Source organism: Vibrio sp. M260121, assembly GCF_036533715.1.
In the GTDB taxonomy this organism is placed as follows: domain Bacteria; phylum Pseudomonadota; class Gammaproteobacteria; order Enterobacterales; family Vibrionaceae; genus Vibrio.
The window spans coordinates 14,719-29,507 of the sequence record NZ_JATABF010000018.1 but is presented as its reverse complement, the minus strand read 5'-3'; the positions used below and the strand labels follow the sequence as shown (position 1 = coordinate 29,507).

General features: G+C 43.3%; 12 protein-coding genes. 6 read left to right on the top strand and 6 right to left on the bottom strand.

What is annotated here, in order from left to right; all coding sequences use genetic code 11:
* Window positions 1–39: 39 nt before the first annotated feature.
* Genes dptH through dptF form a run of 3 tightly spaced genes read right to left on the bottom strand, consistent with a single transcriptional unit; the run spans window position 40 to window position 8,105 of the window.
* Window positions 40–5,184, bottom strand: a complete 5,145-nt coding sequence (gene dptH / locus QTO06_RS11825) for a DNA phosphorothioation-dependent restriction protein DptH (RefSeq protein ID WP_331408205.1) — start codon at window positions 5,182–5,184, stop codon at window positions 40–42.
* Window positions 5,165–6,505, bottom strand: a complete 1,341-nt coding sequence (dptG, locus tag QTO06_RS11820; protein ID WP_331408203.1) for a DNA phosphorothioation-dependent restriction protein DptG — start codon at window positions 6,503–6,505, stop codon at window positions 5,165–5,167. The genes dptH and dptG overlap by 20 nt, the downstream gene beginning before the upstream one ends.
* 1 nt (window position 6,506) lies before the next feature.
* Window positions 6,507–8,105, bottom strand: coding sequence for a DNA phosphorothioation-dependent restriction protein DptF (gene dptF, locus QTO06_RS11815; protein WP_331408202.1), 1,599 nt, complete (start codon window positions 8,103–8,105; stop codon window positions 6,507–6,509).
* 320 nt (window positions 8,106–8,425) lie between these two features.
* Here dptF and QTO06_RS11810 point away from each other — a divergent pair, with 320 nt between their 5' ends.
* Window positions 8,426–9,283, top strand: a complete 858-nt coding sequence (locus QTO06_RS11810) for a WYL domain-containing protein (RefSeq protein WP_081234406.1) — start codon at window positions 8,426–8,428, stop codon at window positions 9,281–9,283.
* A gap of 72 nt (window positions 9,284–9,355) precedes the next feature.
* On the opposite strand, the gene QTO06_RS11805 is transcribed toward QTO06_RS11810, so the two are convergent.
* Genes QTO06_RS11805 through QTO06_RS11795 form a run of 3 tightly spaced genes read right to left on the bottom strand, consistent with a single transcriptional unit; the run spans window position 9,356 to window position 12,102 of the window.
* Window positions 9,356–10,600, bottom strand: coding sequence for an NAD(P)/FAD-dependent oxidoreductase (locus QTO06_RS11805; protein WP_331408201.1), 1,245 nt, complete (start codon window positions 10,598–10,600; stop codon window positions 9,356–9,358).
* 8 nt (window positions 10,601–10,608) lie between these two features.
* Complete coding sequence (locus QTO06_RS11800; RefSeq protein ID WP_009696050.1) at window positions 10,609–11,676, bottom strand: class I SAM-dependent methyltransferase; 1,068 nt, start codon at window positions 11,674–11,676, stop codon at window positions 10,609–10,611.
* A gap of 30 nt (window positions 11,677–11,706) precedes the next feature.
* On the bottom strand, window positions 11,707–12,102 hold the full coding sequence (locus tag QTO06_RS11795) for a hypothetical protein (protein WP_005446495.1): 396 nt from the start codon (window positions 12,100–12,102) through the stop codon (window positions 11,707–11,709).
* Between the two features lie 75 nt (window positions 12,103–12,177).
* Here QTO06_RS11795 and QTO06_RS11790 point away from each other — a divergent pair, with 75 nt between their 5' ends.
* The 5 genes from QTO06_RS11790 to QTO06_RS11770 are packed head-to-tail and all read left to right on the top strand — an operon-like array spanning window position 12,178 to window position 14,786.
* On the top strand, window positions 12,178–12,903 hold the full coding sequence (locus QTO06_RS11790; protein ID WP_331408200.1) for a beta-ketoacyl synthase chain length factor: 726 nt from the start codon (window positions 12,178–12,180) through the stop codon (window positions 12,901–12,903).
* Entirely contained in the window at window positions 12,900–13,664 is a 765-nt protein-coding gene (locus tag QTO06_RS11785; RefSeq protein WP_331408199.1) for a lysophospholipid acyltransferase family protein, read from the top strand. Before QTO06_RS11790 ends, QTO06_RS11785 begins: the two co-directional genes overlap by 4 nt.
* Before the next feature lie 16 nt (window positions 13,665–13,680).
* Window positions 13,681–13,953 (top strand): phosphopantetheine-binding protein, encoded by a 273-nt coding sequence (locus QTO06_RS11780; RefSeq protein ID WP_009696047.1) that lies wholly within the window; start codon window positions 13,681–13,683, stop codon window positions 13,951–13,953.
* 15 nt (window positions 13,954–13,968) lie between these two features.
* The gene (locus QTO06_RS11775; RefSeq protein WP_005446488.1) at window positions 13,969–14,226 is read left to right on the top strand and encodes an acyl carrier protein; all 258 of its coding nucleotides are present in this window, start codon (window positions 13,969–13,971) and stop codon (window positions 14,224–14,226) included.
* The gene (locus tag QTO06_RS11770; protein ID WP_331408198.1) at window positions 14,226–14,786 is read left to right on the top strand and encodes a hypothetical protein; all 561 of its coding nucleotides are present in this window, start codon (window positions 14,226–14,228) and stop codon (window positions 14,784–14,786) included. Before QTO06_RS11775 ends, QTO06_RS11770 begins: the two co-directional genes overlap by 1 nt.
* Window positions 14,787–14,789: the final 3 nt, after the last annotated feature.

The following is a 14,789-nucleotide window of genomic DNA, read 5'->3' as shown; positions in this document are numbered from 1 at the left end:
GATGAGACAAAGAGGCAGTGTTCACTGCCTTTCTATGTGTTATGCCAACAACTCCCAGAATGCTCTATCTCGCATTTTCTGGATTTGCTTCGCTCCATCGATATATAAGCTGTAATGCTTATCGAGCTTGTTGATGGTTTCCATCAACCTCTCCTGCTCATTTTTATCATTGACACCAAACATGGCTTTAAGCTCTTGCGGGCGGATCTTCGCCACGCGGTGGATCACCCACGTCAGCACATAACTTGAATAATCGTTTTCCCCAGTTTGGAAGTGCGTAATATCCTGTGTTGAGAGGATTACGCCCACGCCGTATTCGCGTCCTTCCTTGAGGATTTTGCGAAGACTTGGGAAGTTTTGAGACATAAAATTATCCGCCTCGTCCACCAGAATCATCTTGGTGATTTGTCGGAAATCACCCACTACTTCTGGCTTTCCTTTCTTCTGCATTTGCGAGTAGAAAAGGTCCAACGTCAGCGCAACAACCAGATTTTGAATTTCTGACGGGTAACCCGCTAACTCAACCACCGTGATGCCATCCACCAGCTCATAGAGGCTGGTCATTTTCTCTGGCTCTGACTCAAAAATTTTGAAGCGAGCGAGCTTAGAGAGTGCAGCGTAGAGTGAATCTTCTTCGACTTTTTCTTGCTCTAGAAATAGAGCCCAAACGTCATCAATCGTTGGTGCAGGTCTGTTCCACGTTGAAGGATCTTCAGGGTGAATACCTGATGCCGCGTAAGACTCCAGAATCAGGTTCTCCAAGCGAAGCTGCTGCTTTTTGCCTAACCCGTATGCACGGGACATGGTTTCTGAAAACCCTGCCGCAGTGTGAATCGGTAGCATTGGCGTGTCACCATACAAGCTCAGCGGGTTGTATGGCAGCTTAAACAACTTGTACTTTTTGGCATTGGTGGCATCTAAAAACTTGTCATCCACATAGTCTGACTTGTAGTCGAAAATAAGCATGCCAATTGGCGCGCCGTTTACGTTGTCTGCCCGATTGCGATAAAGCTGTGTAATCACCGATTTAGTGAACTGAGTTTTACCCGTCCCCATAGTGCCTATGATACCGGTGTTGGTATTCATAAACTTAGCCGTATTAGTTGGTTCCCAGTTCAATGGGGCTTGTGTTAGAGCATTATGACCAAAAAGCACATTTAAGTTAGTGCCTGATGGTTGTGACTTGAAGGTATCTACTGCTTCAGCACCTTGCACCGAAACGTCTTTCTCCGGAGCTGTTTGTTCTTCTTCTACCTCAGAGCAACGCGCTTCAGCTTCCGTGTTTAACTCAATCTCAGAGTCAACTGTTTCTTGGGGTACGTTTTCACTCGTAACATCAGCTTGGCTGTCGGCTTCTAGCGCTTCTGCTTGCGTTTTTCCACCTAGAACGTATTCGGTCGGTACGTGACATAACTTGACGATATCTAACTCGTTAAGCACTTCTTGAAGTGGCGTTTCGACCAAACGAGGAAGCAAGCCCATCGGAAGGTCGACTTTTAGCACGCCTTCCAACATTTGGTATTCTGGTTGCAAGCAACTTGCGCCCTCAAGATGGCTAACAACAAATCCATCTGGGTAATCAGCCACTTTTGCTAGCGAGTAATCGCCTTTCAGCCACTCTTCTTTGTTGTCTAGCAGTACGTCAAAGTAGTTTGGAGCGAACACGTTGTACAAGCGGTACTTGTCTACCTGCATTAGCACTTGACGCATGAACAGGCCGCGGTAAAGCTTGCTGGCAAGGTTGTCATTGCCAAGCAGATCTTCGCTCAGATAACGCAACAACTCTTTTGATTGCTTAACTGCTTTTTTATAGTCAGGAATTGAACCCGTTTTTACTTCCACGGGTAGCAAGTACATGTTTTGCCCTTTAAAGCCAACAAGCAACACATCATCAGAAATCTCACCTTTTTTGTAGCCATGAACGTTACGCGAGAATTCACTGTCTGACATTTTCAGGCCGATATTACCTGAGACACGGATCATTTCTGCCACAGAAAGCGGAACCCAAGTGATATCTGAGTTATGCACTAAGCTGGTCACAAACTTATAAGCACCAATAACACCTTTGCGCTCTTTGTTGATGGTTGGCGCGCAGGTCATCATCTTCAACAACCAGTCACCATTAAAGGCATTGAATTCGTTGATTTGGCCACCATCCCCCTGCTTGATGACTTTTTCAAACAGACCACGCTGTGCGGTTACGGTTATCGCATCATAGCTGGATGAGCTGGTGTACTGATCGGAATAGTGAATCAGCACCACATCTTCATTGCTGTGGAAGAAGTCTAATGTCACTTTTGGATCAATAATGGTGGTCCAAATGGAGCTGTCGTATGAGCGCTCTAGCAAACCTTTAAAATCTTCACTCACTGCAAGTGCAACTGCGTTTGCACCGTGATATTGCGTATTCGGCTTTAACGCAGGCTTGAGTAAAGCGCCAACATATTTGGCCATCATCAGGTGTGGATGGTCTTGATAATCCGTTCCCTTTAAACCAAAGCCAGTAAAGTAAGAGCCAGATTTACTCTCAGACGCATCACCCGTTAATAGACCATCACATGCAATCCCCGAAGCCATGTCTTCGATTGCAATGTCTGAGCAATCCACTTTGTCGTTATTACGGAAGAACGATAGGTGCGCGTATGACTGTCCGTCTTTATTCGCCTGCTCATTGGTAAACTTACTGTAGGTTAGACGAGTGCGAAGGATATCAATGATGGTATCCGCCACTTCACGTACTTTACCTTTGTTCAGCTCTAACCACTCTTTCAGTTCGTCGTAATTGGCTGTTTCTGCAAAGCGGTCAAATGCATTGAACGTCAGTTTGTCATCATAAAGGTTGATGTGAATCGAAGCCGCTTGTTCTTGATTGCTACGGATGTAATCCACTAGCCCCATGAACAACTCTTCAGCACTGTCTTGGTTCACCGCGTTAATAATGATGCTCTTTTCAGAACCTGTGAATAATTGATTAAATGCAGTTTGGAATTCGTCAATTTTTTCTTTGACGAGTTTACGAACGAATGTCAGTGAGCTCTTCTCTTGAGGGACACTCTTGATCCAAAATGCGTTTTCTTTCACCTGTTGGTTGTAAGCAAACTCGTGCTGAGGATGATAAACATATGGCAACAAGCCTTTTGGTGATAGGCGCTCAAACGTCACATCTGGCAGGCTAGCGAAGCTTTCATCTTCACGAATCACTTTGCGTAAGTTTAGGTAGTAAGCCAGGATTAACGGGTGGAACGGAGAGTAATACTCTTCACCTTCAGATTTAACCAAACCAATTTGCAGCGCGGCTTTTTGCTCTTTGGTCAGCATACTGCCCGTTGGAATCGCTTCAAAATAAGCAAGACTGGCATCTACTACATTTTGTACAAGCGTCGTGAAATCATCCCCCCAAGAGGCTAGAGAAGGTGTACTGCGGCGCTGCTCAAGGTAATCATACAATTCGACATAGGATGAATGCATCGCGTCATCAATGGCTTGTACATCATCCAACTTGATTGTGTCTGAGTCAGAAATAGAAACGACTTTGTCATTGATGAAGGCTTCTTCCCAGCGCAGCAGTTTTAAACGAACACCAGGTACAACAAATTCGCTATTATCGATGCCAACTTTACCTTTTTGGGAGTAAAACTCACCGTTGTATTCATCTTTGAATAACTTGTGGTAACGGCCTCGGTTGAGTAGCAAAGGCAAGCTCAACGAGTCTGTTGCTACTGCACCTTCGACATTGAACTTAAGTTGGTTGTCACCAGATTTAACAGCAAAGTCAATCTCATCCGCTTCATTGGCAAGCGCCTCAAAGTCCACCAGCGAGTGTTCTGCTACGTCTACGACTTGTTTTGCATCTGTCAAAGAACAAGCTGTACCCTCTTCAGCTCGAATCTGAAGCTTATTTTCTTCCATGTTCAAGGTTAAACGCTGCTTCGCAGGTGCTGGCTCGATCAAGAAGATGTTTTTGAATGGCTCAATGTAAAATTCACCCTTGCGAACAACGAGACAGCGGAAGTTGTATACCTCAGACTTGTTCTCGCGCTTGAGCGCTAAGTTGAAGAACAACGGTTCGTTATTGTATGTCCCTTTCAAACTTGCTCGTGTCGTCTTCAGGCCATTCAGCGTTGAAATCACTTCTTGATTACCAAGCGCTTTAGCTGGTTGAATTTTAAACTGGCTCTTTTCTAGATTGCTTGCACCTTGGAAAATCAACTTCAATTCAAAGTCGTTGACGCCTTCATCAAGCTCAATAATAAGGTGGCGATCACGCATACCGGCTTTAGTTTCTGCACGGTTGCGCGCAGTAATAGTCATGCCCTCGCTAGCTTGCTCTTCTTCAAGAACAAGTTGCTGCTGTGCATTGCGTTTTTTCTCTTGTAGAAACGCCTCAAACTCAACATCTTTCCACGCATCAGTTTCAGAGAAGTTTTCGTTAATGAATTTTTCACCAAACGACTTCAAACGATCCTGAAGCTGATCACCGAAGTGTTCCACTTCAAAAGAAAGTTCTTCATAGAGTGCACGGTTGTCTTCCAAACGTTTTTTAATTTGTTTTGGGTTACCACTCATCTCTGCAACGAGCGGATCTTCAAACATACCAAGCTCATTGAAGCGCAGATCACCATCTTCCACAGCTTTGTATAGTGATTCGAAACCGAACATGGTCGCGCCATCTTCAAGGATCGCATCAAACTGGTCATCCAAAAGACAATTAGACACATCACGGCCTTTGTCTTGTTGATCAATCAGCCCTTTCATCGCCGCTTTGATCTTGCTTGGGCTCCACACCTGACCCAGCTGAGCCAGATCTTCTGCTGAGTTAATCAAGGTATCCAACAAGCTATTGTGAATTACCACCAACGCGCAGCCCTTCAAATAGCCTGATTGGCTTGCAACTTCATCACGTAGGTGAGAGATATAGTTTTCTGTAAAGCCTTTGTACTCAGCAGGATCTTCACTATGAATAACAGGTACGATCTTACAGTTAGACAACTGAATAAATGGCAGTTCGATACCGTTGCTCGCACTAATACTACTTTGTGAATGTGCAATCATCGCTTGGTACAAACGCACACTGTTTTCGCTATCTGGTGACTTGAATTGATAACGGAAGCCTGCCTTGATGTGAGCTTCAGCATCAGCCAGAAACTGCTCAACTAGAAAGGTCTCAAATTGTTTTACGGACATAAACTGCGTCTCCACTATCACTCATGCGCTCAACGTTACCAATGCGCTCATAGAATTTAATTAGTTCTTGTTCGGTTTGTTTATCAACGAAAATGCCACGTTGTTTAAATGCGGCAATCAGTTCGTGGAAACGGAGTTTGTCCTTTTCTCCAACAACAAGGTTGGTTAATAAAATGATGTAGTCTTGGTTAAGTACCAACACTCGGCCACTGCGACCTCGGCTTTGAATAAAGTGAGCAGCAAGATACTTTTCTACTTCAGAAACGTATTTTTTGTTGATGTTGAATCGCTCACCGATACTAAACTGTGCCATGGCTAACTTCATGATGTTGCCAAGCCAGTCCAGCGCAGATTCCGATTCATCAAGCGATGTATCAAGTCCACGCTGAGCTTTAAATGCTCGCGCAAAGTTCTCTAAGTCACTCTTTAGGTGTTCATAGCGGGATTCTTGAATCCCCTTTGAAATCGCCCACAATGGTACTTTGGCAGCACTCTTGTCACCCATGCTAGGCTGGAGAAGTTCTAGCATTGTCAACATTGGGAACAAACGAGTCGCCGATTCATTGAAAAGCTTGTAACCGTGATTTTTGATGTGTGTACGTTCATTGCTAGCACGCTCATGATCCATGATGAAGTACAACGGCTTCGCTGTTGGCTCCTCACCAGAGCGCCAATCTGTGAGCGATAGGCTTAACTGAGCGGTGTAAGCAAAACCGTAAAAAGACAAAAACGATTCGATTTCACTTAACAGGTACTTAGGTCGACTTGCCAAAAACTTCAAATCATCACGAAATGCTTTAGATAGGTATGGCAAGTATGGATGCTCACTTGCTTGCATTGATGAATCGCTCTTCATCTTGCCACGCAGAGTTGAAAGCATCTCTCGTTCGATGAAGTTGAGTTTTGCATCAAACTCTTCGACACGCATGTTCTGAAGTAAGTTGGTAAACATAGAAGCAACACGAGAATCGCCTGCTGCAAACTCACCTTTTTGCGCACGAAATAGCAAAAGCTCAGGACTCACAGAGAAGATATCTTTGTTATCAAAGTACATCTCTCGTAGTACTTCCCAAAACTCTTCTTCGCCTAACTTCTCTTCAAACGCAGACTGACAGTCAGAGACAAAATCCTCGTATTTGTAGCCTTCAATCTTCTTACGTAATAATCCACGCAATACAAGACCAATCACCGCATCGCTATCAAAGTCATTACCTTTAGTACGAATTGGCAAATAGCTGTTCAAGCTGTTTTTATTTGGTACGCCTTCCGCCGTTTGTGGCAATTTCTGATTAAACGGTTTGATGTATTTATCCATTGTCATCTTAAATACCACTCACTTCGAAATACTCGTCATCTTCATTGACGATCTTGTAGCGCTTATCATTTTTCAGGATAAACAGGGTGTTCTTCTCGTTTGCAACAGTGATGAGCTGTTCAATCACCTCATCCAACAAAAGCACCGCGTTTTTATCGTGCTTGTTAGGTCGATACCCCTGATTAATCTTTTCTAGCAACTCAAGTAAGTTAATACTGATTGGCATTGGAAGCAGAGCGTTATCATCAGCACGGATGTGCGCATTGAAAGAACCAATTTTGCCAACACCTTGAGTTTTGATAGCGGTAAAATCAGGTTTCACCTCAAGCTCTGCTGCGGTTTTAAACCCGTTGTATTCTGAGATAAAAAATTGGTCTTTATCGAGCGTTGGAGAGTTACGATTACAGTAACGATGAATCGCCGAAATTAGGATGTCTTTATAGAACTTGTTTAGATCTTTTTTCTGTTTACCAGAACCATCAAACTCACGGTGAAGCAGCCAAGTATTCGCGTACTGATTCACTAAAGAGTTATCGAAGTCGACTTTCAGCTCGTTGATGTATTTATTTGCAAACTGCTCTTCATCTTTGAGCAAGTAAACCATACGCAGGTAAGAAGCAGCATTTGATACATCAAAAACACCTAGTGGCTTCACTTGTTCTTTCAACTGAGTAAAGCCTTCTTCTTCAATGCCCAAACCAAATTGCAGAACAAACTCATCAATCTTGCGAGTATGAATATTGCTTGGGTCAAAGCTCTGAATATGCTCTAGTAGCTCGTTATCCGCACCAGAGAACAAGTTGTCGAACAGGTAACCTTCTTCCATTGCTAAGATCTGGAATACAAAATCCAGTAAAGCACGTGCTGTTAAAAACTGGTCTTTGATCAAACGCGCTTTGAGTAACAAAGCGATAATGTTCTTTTGAACGGACGCCAACCCCAATAAAGCGTAGTTTGCAGTCAGTACGCTGTGACCAGACTTTTTCACTTCACTGTCGTAGAGCGCATAAAACGGGTTATCTAAAGTTGGCTCAGTTAAGCGAGCTAGAAATTGAGCGGCAAAATCGGATGTGCTCACTTCGTGGCCAAGAGTAAATTTCGGATACTGTTCGAAATCTAGAAATGTATGGTTTGCTGGAATGTCGTCCGTTTGATTTTCCAGAAAAGCCTTTATCGACGCTTTCACATCGTTATGTTGGTCAGCACCTTCCTCAGCATAGTTACCCAACATACCAATATTAATGCCAACAACGAGTGGCTTGTCATTTCCTTTGAACTGAGTGAAACGCTCATCTAACGCATGAATGGCCGTTTGGCTCGGGTTGAAGCTGTGCGTAGCATCAAGATGAAAATCATGCGTTGCTTTATGCTTTTGGCTGTATTGAGTCAAAATCTCCGACTTACCATCACCACTACTGCCACACAAAAAGATGATTTCATCTTTTTTAGCAGACAGAAGCGCTTGCTTAAAATCAGCTTCAATGTCGGTTTTGATGTAGATATGACTTTTATATTCAGCCAGAAGGTCTTGATTTTGCTCTCTTTCGGTACTTACCGCATAGGGTGAGGACTTGGAGAGAATGCTGAGGGCTTGTGCTAAATTCAAGGTTCTTTCTCTTCAAAGGTTGATTAAACGGACTTTCTTTGTGGGATTAGATATTACCAAACGAAGAAAACACACGATACCGTATATGAAATGCATCAGGTTTGAATGGGTAATTTATAACCACCATTTATGCAACCAGTGCATATTACTCTTCTCACACAAAAGTTGAATTCTGACCTTAATAAAATTTGAGCCAACTGACATTGCTATGAGTCAGAGTTTTCAACTTTCGTATGACGTAAGCACTATACCCCCAAGAAAAATGTACGTATATTCTGTATACATCAACATGTATCATTTTCAGGCATTAAAACAGAGCAATGACTATCAAATGGGATCAACTTCTTCGCTTCAAACTGATTGAAATAGTGGCGTTGTGGGAAGGTCGAGTTACCACTAATCATTTGTGTAACTCATTCAATATAAAGCGACAACAAGCATCTCGAGATATCAAAGCATTTCAAGAGCAGTTTGAGTTCCCTCCTCTTATCCACGATCGAAGTATCAAAGGTTATCGCCCATCAGAAGACTTCGTCCCTCGCTTCACAAAAGGCACACCAAACGAATACTTGTCACTACTGCACAAATACAGTAATGAGCACGTCGATGGCTTCGACATACAAAATTTAGGTCACGCCGATTCTATCGTTCTTTCTGTTCCAGATAGGCACGTCGCTCCGATCATTGTTCGTCGTTTGCTGCAAGCCGCTAGAGAAAAGCGTCGTGTGGATATTGAGTACGTTTCAATGGATAGCCCAAGCGGCCGTGGCAGAAACATTGTTCCTCACACTATCGTATTTGACGGCTTTCGCTGGCATGTACGCGCTTACTGCGAAGATAGACAAATGTTCTTAGATTTTGTTTTAAGTCGCTTCCGAGGAGAACCAGAGCTGCTCGATAAGTCGAACATTGGAATGGATGCGGATGAAGACTGGATGATTGAAGAAACCATCCAAATCATTCCAAATCCGCACTTAACACCGGAACAACAAGCCATTGTTAAAGCAGATTATGGGATGGATGAGTCATCTTTTACTATCAGTTGCCGAAGAGCACTGATTAAGTACTTGGTTAAACGATTAGATATATGCGTAGATCAGAGAAAACTAAAATCCTCTCCGAAAAAATACCAACTAACAGTAGCTAACCCTCACGTGGTTAAACGTTGGCTTTTGTGACAAAAAAGCCCCACTTCTTTCACAAGCGGGGCTTTGATATTAAATGGCTATCCTTAGTTTCAGTTCTGAGCCTTACAGCTCTTCGCCTCTTACCAGTTCCGCTAATGTAGATAACCGCTGTTCACTCTGTTTTACGTATGGGTTGGCTTCATCCCATGCGTAACCCGCAAGAATCGCGCTGATCATCTGTTTGATACGTGGATTGGGGTTTTGGTAGAAGATAACATCTTGCAACATGCCGTTGTACCAACCTTCCACGTAAGTACGGAAAGTATTGACGCCCACCATTAGGCGATCAGCATAATCAGACTGCCAATCGACCGTTTCACCATTTAGCTGACGTTCAATGCAGTCTGCTGCAAATTGTGCTGACTTCATGGCAATAGTCACGCCTGAAGAGAAGACTGGATCAAGAAACTCACCAGCATTACCAAGCAACGCGTAGTGTGGTGTCGCTAAGTGTTTTACGTTCGCTGAATAGCCACCCAGCTCACCAGCAGGATTTGGGTACTGAGCTTGGTTAAGGAGCTGCGCAAGCCCTGGTTCTTCACTTGCTAGCTGCTTAAGAGCGGCAATCTTATCCTCGGGATAGTTTTCAAAGAACGTCGGTTCGCCAACCACACCAAATGAGCAAGTACCATTTGAGAACGGGATCAACCAATACCACACATCATGATTTTCAGGATGCACAGAGATCAGGATCTTGTTGCGATCGTATTCAATCCCTTCTGCAGTAATGTTGTCTTCAATGTGCGTAAAAATTGCTTTTCTTGGTGGCAGGCATGAAGGCTCTTCTAGCGCGAGCAAACGAGGAAGAACGCGACCAAAACCACTAGCATCTAGCACGTAATCGGCTTCAATTTGGTAAGCTTGTTTGTCAGCGTCAAGCACATTAAGAATCGACTTGGCACCTTCAAAGTCGATGCTTGTCAGTTCGTGTTGGTAACGAATTTCAACACCTTGCTCCACTGCACTGTCTGCCAGTACTTTATCGAAGTTACCGCGTTGAACTTGGTAAGTGGTACCCGGTCCTGCAGTGAATTTGTCGGTGAAATCAAATTGGGTATAAACGCCATTGCGACGAAACGCAGCACCATCTTTGTACTGGAATCCATATTGGTTCACCGCTTCCAACATACCGGCTTGCTCTACCACTTCCATGCAGGCAGGAAGAAGGCTTTCACCGATCGAAAAACGTGGGAACAACGCTTTCTCAATCACAACGACATTAATTCCGCGCATATTGAGCAATGCGGAAACGGTAGAACCTGACGGTCCTGCACCAACGACGACGACTTGCTTTTGTTCTTTTATCATTCTGCTTTCTAGTTTGCTTGTAGTTTTAATAATGTATGACCGAGACCAATGTTGTCGGTTCTTTCTGTCACGACTAAGCCTGCCGCTTCGACAATTTCCAGGAAGTCATCGCTGCGGTAGAAACGACTGTTGCCGTTTGCTAAACAGGTAAAGTAAAGCGAGGTCGCATTCAAGCTATAAGAAGCTCCCGCGTATTTTTGTGCATCCCAGAACAGTTCTAAGATATACACCGTATCGCCTTCTCGAAGCTGCGCTTTCACTTTCTTAAGAATATTGAGAATTTCGATTGGTGAGAAGCAATCAAGGAATTGACTCATCCACCAGATATCAGCGTGCTCAGGTAACACTTGAGCTTTATCCAGCATGTTGGCTGGGAATGGAGTGATGCGCTCACTCAGTTGATTTTCCTTGGCATTTGCCATTGCAACTTCTAGCTGCTGAGGAAGATCAACAATCGTAATATTCACATCTTGATCGTGGTTACAGCACTGCATTGCCCACTTACCAGTATTGCCACCAATGTCCACAATGTGACTTGGTTTATTAGCAAATACTTCTTTAAGTAATAGTGGGAAAGAGCGATCAGAGTAAAAGTGGTCAAACTTGAACCAGCTTTGTTTCGCTTGTTCTGGCAATGTTGATAACCCTTGGTAAATGGTTTCCCAATCACCAAGTTCTTTAAGACCTGACGGCTTGCCTTCTTTGATCGCATCCGTTAGGTGCATCATAGCGGCGTAACAAACATCGGCAGTGAAATCCATGTTTGCTTGCGTCATGCCATCATAAAGTAAGTAAAAGCCTAGGTTAGCCAAGGAATAGTTAGGTTTTTCCCACAAAACAATGTGCGCACTAATGGCCATATCCAACAATACTTTCACGCCGTATTCAGACACACCCGTTTTTTCTGCAATTTCTACAGCGTTCATACCCTTTGAGCCTGCACTGTCGAGCGCAGCTAAGATACCAAGCTCTCTTAATGTTCTCGCAGTGTGGAAAACAATAGGGGCAAAAGATAATTTTTGAGCTTCTGTTTTAGCTTCAAAAGCGTTGAAAGGATCAATATTTTGATTTAACACGAAAAAACCTAACTTCAATTAATATAATTATTACTGGGACTCTGCGCCTAAAAGTGCAAGCGCGCGTTGAATATCAACATTTAAGTTGTTCACCCAACGGTTGTAATTACGATGGATTTTGCCATCACTTGCTTTTAGATTTACTGAGTTGAGATAAATAATTGAATAATATTTGTTGCTATATGGAATTTTTACTTCCGCAAAGTGGCTACGAACGTTGATTTTTGCAATTAATACACCTGGGCTTGTTTCTTCAATCGTCCAACCGCGATTAGTTGCTGATTGAACAATCGCCGCTTTTACTTGTTTATTTTGAAGATCATAAGCAACTGGAGTATCCTCCACATTCAATACAGGTTGCACTCGACCACAACCGACAAGAAGCAAAGTTAATAGCACTGATATAAACAGCTTTAAACGTGACATGATAATTTCCTTTATTATGGTTTCTGCTGAAGCTTAAATTGTATCGAGCGGTAAAATAAAGCAATTTAATCAAATATGCCAAACTCCAAGATCAAAATTTCGTTTAATATCGACGCTTGGTCAGCTAACTCTCAAGGGCTTAGTCAAGTCGATGAGTGGAAACAATGGACCTCTACCGGTCAGTGGCCAGAAGAAGGCAAACTGAACGTATCTGATATCCCACCTATGATGCGCAGACGTATGAGCCAACTGAGTAAGCTAGCGGTTCAAACGGCGATTGAGTTGCTCAAGCAGCACGATGTTGACTACCTTGTTTTCTCTAGCCGTCATGGTGAACTTCATCGCAGTGTGGCGTTGATAGAAGACATCCTCAAGGGTGAAGAAGCTTCACCAATGGCATTCTCTCAGTCTGTGCATAATACCGCATCGGGGCTTGCGACCATTGCAACTAAACAGCCGATCCCTCTCACCTCTATCGCAGCTGCTGAAAATACCTTCCAAAGCGCGTTAATCGAAGCGTGGCTATTCCTGTATGACAATCCTGACAAGAAAGTTCTGATTGTCGATTTTGATGAGCCACTCCCAGAGTCATATTCTGAGTTTGAAACGCACGCTTACCATGGATATGGTTTAGGTCTGGTGCTTTCTCATGGCGATACTTTTCGCATACAAGCAACAACCGAGAAAACCGGCGAAGGTGCCTTTCCGCAAGGGCTTAGCTTTATTCAGCACTTTTTATCATCAGCAAACAATTGGACGATTCATTCGCCTCAACAATCATGGGAATGGCGTCGTCAATGAGGGTGTTGAATCAATATTGGCGAGTATTCGCGACAGGATTTTGTTTCTCAGTTTTTGGTTTAGGTGGCTTGGCACTCAGCTTTATCGTCATTCCACTTATTCACCTAACCACATCGGATATAAAACAGAGAGAATATAAAGTTCAAGGGGCGATTCAATATTCTTTCAACACTTTTTGTAACTTGATGAAGCTTTCCGGCGCAATTGATTACCAAATCATTGGGGCTGACATTCTTCAACAAGATAAAAACTGCCTTATCGTTTCGAACCACCCCAGTTTAATTGATTACGTTTTGATCGCATCCCAATTAAAACGCTGCGACTGTTTAGTTAAGTCCGCAATTTGGGCAAACCCATTTATGAAGCACATTGTTAAGGCTGCAGGTTATATCCCCAACGAAGCACCTGATGATTTATTATCAATGTGTGAAGCAAGATTTGACGATGGTAACGTTTTGCTTATTTTTCCTGAAGGCACAAGAACCACTCCAGGTGTAAAATCAAAATTACAAAGAGGCGCAGCGCAAATAGCGGTTAGAACCGAGCGAGATTTGCGTGTCGTACATATTACGGTCACGCCAAGCTTCCTGACAAAAGAGAAAAAATGGTATCAAGTTCCAAAGACAAAACCATTTTTCAAGGTTGAAGTTAAGGATAAAGTTGAGATTGAGCCTTTTATAAAGCAAACTACGTCCCCAACGATAGCGGCTCGTCGCTTACAACAGCATTTGGCTGAAACTATATTTCCAGAAAATTCGTAATTATAAGCAGGTCCCAGTGGAACAATTACACAACGATATCAAGCAACTTATTATTGACGCTCTAAACCTAGAAGATTTGACCGTCGACGATATTGAAACAGAAGCACCACTTTTTGGTGATGGTCTTGGCTTGGATTCTATCGATGCTCTTGAACTTGGATTAGCAATTAAAAAGCAATACAACATTGTCATTGATGCAGACGATTCGAACACTCGTGAGCACTTCGCTTCTGTAGCTAACCTTGCGAAGTACATTTCTTCTCAAACCTCTTCTCAAGATAATGAATAGTTTTTAGGTATATTCATGACAGACGTAAATAAAGATCAAGTATTTGAACAAGTTAAAGATGCGCTTGTGGAGCTATTCGAAATTGAAGCTGAAGACATTCAGCCAGAAGCCCATCTTTACACCGATCTAGACCTAGACAGCATTGATGCCGTAGACCTTGTTGTACACCTACAAAATGTCACTGGCAAAAAGATCAAACCAGCGGAATTCAGCACAGTTCGTACTGTCGATGACGTGGTTAATGCAGTAACTGAACTTCTCAAGGAAAGTTAATGCGCCAATTGCTGACAGTTTTGTCTGCAATTGTATTATTTGCCTACCCCTTCGCGGTTTACTTCGGTATCGACCGATTTGGTTTAAATCTGGTTGGTGGCTTATTGGTTGCAGCGTTGCTTTTGCGGTTACTCGCTGCAAACAAAACACCACTCAAAGAGTTTAAGTTCCTTGCGATCACCACGGGCGCTGTGGGTATTGTCTTAGTCACCTTAGGTGTTGTTTTTAAGCAGCACGGGTGGCTAAAGTTCTATCCTGTTGTCGTCAACCTTTGCATGCTTGGCGTGTTCTCACTGAGCTTGAAGCAACCGCAAACCATCATCGAGAGACTCGCTCGCCTTCAAGAGCCTGAACTTCCTCAAAGTGGCGTGATCTACACACGAAAAGTTACGATCGTGTGGTGTGGATTCTTTATCTTGAATGCATCGGTAGCACTGTATACCTGTTTTCAACCTATCGAAATCTGGACGCTGTACAACGGCTTAATCAGTTATTTACTCGCTGGTAGCTTGTTCGCTGGTGAATGGATAGTGCGTCAATTTGTACGAAAGGAACATTAAATC